General features: G+C 35.7%; 2 protein-coding genes and 1 pseudogene. All 3 read left to right on the top strand.

Going from position 1 to position 2723, the window contains the following annotated elements; all coding sequences use genetic code 11:
- Positions 1-770 (top strand): glycosyltransferase (locus AC1DPQ_RS23825; protein WP_477611081.1); only part of this gene is annotated, 770 nt, incomplete at its 5' end.
- Positions 771-890: 120 nt separating this feature from the next.
- The gene (locus AC1DPQ_RS23820) at positions 891-1982 is read left to right on the top strand and encodes an NAD-dependent epimerase (protein WP_477584880.1); all 1092 of its coding nucleotides are present in this window, start codon (positions 891-893) and stop codon (positions 1980-1982) included.
- A 212-nt stretch (positions 1983-2194) separates the two neighbouring features.
- Positions 2195-2723 (top strand): annotated as a pseudogene (locus AC1DPQ_RS23815) (pectate lyase family protein); the annotation flags it as partial.

The raw sequence follows: 2723 nt of genomic DNA, 5'->3' as shown, positions 1-2723 counted from the left end.
AATTAATTGTACGCGAATGCACTTCTGTTTTTACCCGTTTCACCGGAATTAAAAAACGCATTTATCAAATCATTTACCGCATTGGTTATCCGGCTGTAGATTTAGTAGTTTGCCAAACTACATTAATGAAAATACAACTGCTTGATCATAATGGCTTTTTATCGAAGCACAAAATATTGGTTCAACCCAATCCCGTCGATTTTAATAAAATCATTGCTAAATCTGATCAGCCTTTAATTAATGGCGATGCTAAACTCGATTTTATCTGCTCTGCAGGAAGGTTGATCCCAGAAAAAGGATTTCCGATTTTGATCAAAGCTTTTAAACTGATTCAGCAGGAATATCCCAAGCTGAAATTACTCGTACTTGGAGAGGGAAAAGAAAGAGCATCATTAATCAATATTATTCAGGAGAATAACTTAAGCGATTCGGTTTTTTTAAAAGGACAGATAGATAATCCGGCTCCTTATTTTAAACAGGCAAAACTTTGCGTGGTATCTTCCATAAAAGAAGGTTTTCCGAATGTACTGTTAGAAATGATGTCGGTAAACAGCGCAGTCGTATCCACACTTTGTGCAGGAGGCATCAGCGAAATTCCGACTATTACCAAAGTTGAAGTAAACAATGTAGAAGCCCTCGCCAAAGCGATGGGCGAAAAATTGAAACATAACCAAAATCAGGATGCCGAAACGGCGATGCAGTATCTGTACGGCCGTAGACCAGAAATATTTGCTCAATCTATTTTAAACGCATTGCAGCAACATAACTAAATCCAAAATATTAAACTAACTATTACCGTATTTTCTGATGGGATGCTTTGCTGTATCCTAAAAACTAATAATTAAGCCTTCTGTGAGGCCATTCTTAACTGTTTCTCAAACTTAAATTTTATGAAAATTCTAATTACCGGTACAGCCGGATTTATTGGTTTCCATTTGGCTAAACGCTTATTGGAAAGAGGAGACGTTGTTGTGGGCATTGATAACATCAACGATTATTATGATGTAAACCTTAAACATGCCCGCTTGGCTCAAACTGGTATTAACCATACTGATTTGGTTTACGGTATTCCTCAGGTAAGTGATAGGTATGAAAATTATACTTTCATAAAGTTGGATATCTGCGATAAAGAAAGTTTAGAAAATTGTTTTAAAACCTATCAGTTCGATGCGGTTTGTAATTTGGCCGCTCAGGCAGGAGTACGGTATAGTTTAACCAATCCAGATGCCTATATAGAAGCCAACATTAAAGGTTTTTTAAATATTCTGGAATGTAGCCGTCATTTTAAAATTGGCCATTTAYTGTACGCCAGCTCTTCAAGTGTTTATGGATTAAATAAAAAAATGCCATTTTCTGCTCATGATAATGTAGATCATCCAGTTTCACTATACGCTGCTTCTAAAAAAAGCAACGAATTAATGGCACATGCTTATAGCCATTTATTTAATCTACCAACCACTGGTTTACGTTTCTTTACAGTTTACGGTCCTTGGGGCCGCCCGGATATGGCTTTGTTCTTGTTTACAAAAGCGATTTTAGAAGGCAAGCCCATCGAAGTTTTTAATAACGGGGAAATGAAAAGAGATTTTACATATGTGGATGATATTATTGAAGGCATTGTGAGGGTTTTTGATCAACCAGCACAGGCAAACCCAAACTGGAATAACCAAAACCCTGATCCAGCTACATCAGCAGCGCCTTTTGCCGTATTTAATATTGGGCGGGGGGCACCGGTTAACTTGTTGGATTTTGTTGAAGAAATTGAAAAAGAGACGGGATTAACCGCACAAAAAATATTTATGCCCATGCAAGATGGCGATGTGGCAGAAACATCAGCAGATATTGATGATTTAAAAAACTTATTAAATTATGAACCATCTGTTTCTGTGCACAAAGGTGTAAAGAATTTTGTGAACTGGTTTACAACTTTTTATCACCCAAATTTACAGTTGGAACCTAAAACAACTGTTGTTGCAATTTAGTTTGTCATGACTGTGTAAACTAGATGTATAATAAATTTTATAAAACTGAATTATTAAACTGTCATTTTACTATCTGTAAGCAATTGGTTTACAGTATAAGTAATGCCGAATATTAAGCCTATTATTTAATTATCAGCGTTTTAACTGCATTTTATTAAATGTACTCATTTATCGCATATAGCGTTAAGTTGTAAATTTAAAAAAAATAAAAAATGCAGAGAAAGACAAAATTGTTTAAAAAAGTGAGTTTAATTGGTTTAATGTTAACGACAATTATCTTCTTTAGTAATTGTAAAAAAAGTGTGAATGCCGATGATCAGTTGGCCGACAGTACAGAATTGTTTTCAAGCGATTCAACATCAGTATTAGCAGCTATTAGTGGTAGTACAGGTAAATTAAGCCTTATAGGTGTAAAGTCTGAAGGAGGTTATGCATATAAAATTTCACAATCCATTTCTGGCGGTGACAATGCTACTTCAAAAGAACAATCAATTTTAAGATTATTTGAAAACGGAGTAGAACTTGGTCCTGCTCATAGCATACACGATGATATTAGGAATTTAGGTAAAGGAAGGTTTAGCCATTGGGGTACTACGGTAATATTTTCAGCGTCTGACAATACCGACCCAAGAACTAACGGCCGTTCTTATACCTATGTAATGGGCGGTACAAGTGCTGTTTTACCACCGGCAGAAACGGTAACTCCACCTGCAAATACAACTATAAATGTAGCCTTAGTAG

The organism is Pedobacter sp. 01T416_2 (assembly GCF_056398925.1).
The sequence above is the reverse complement of the archived record's forward strand: the minus strand, read 5'-3'. Positions and strand labels throughout refer to the sequence as shown.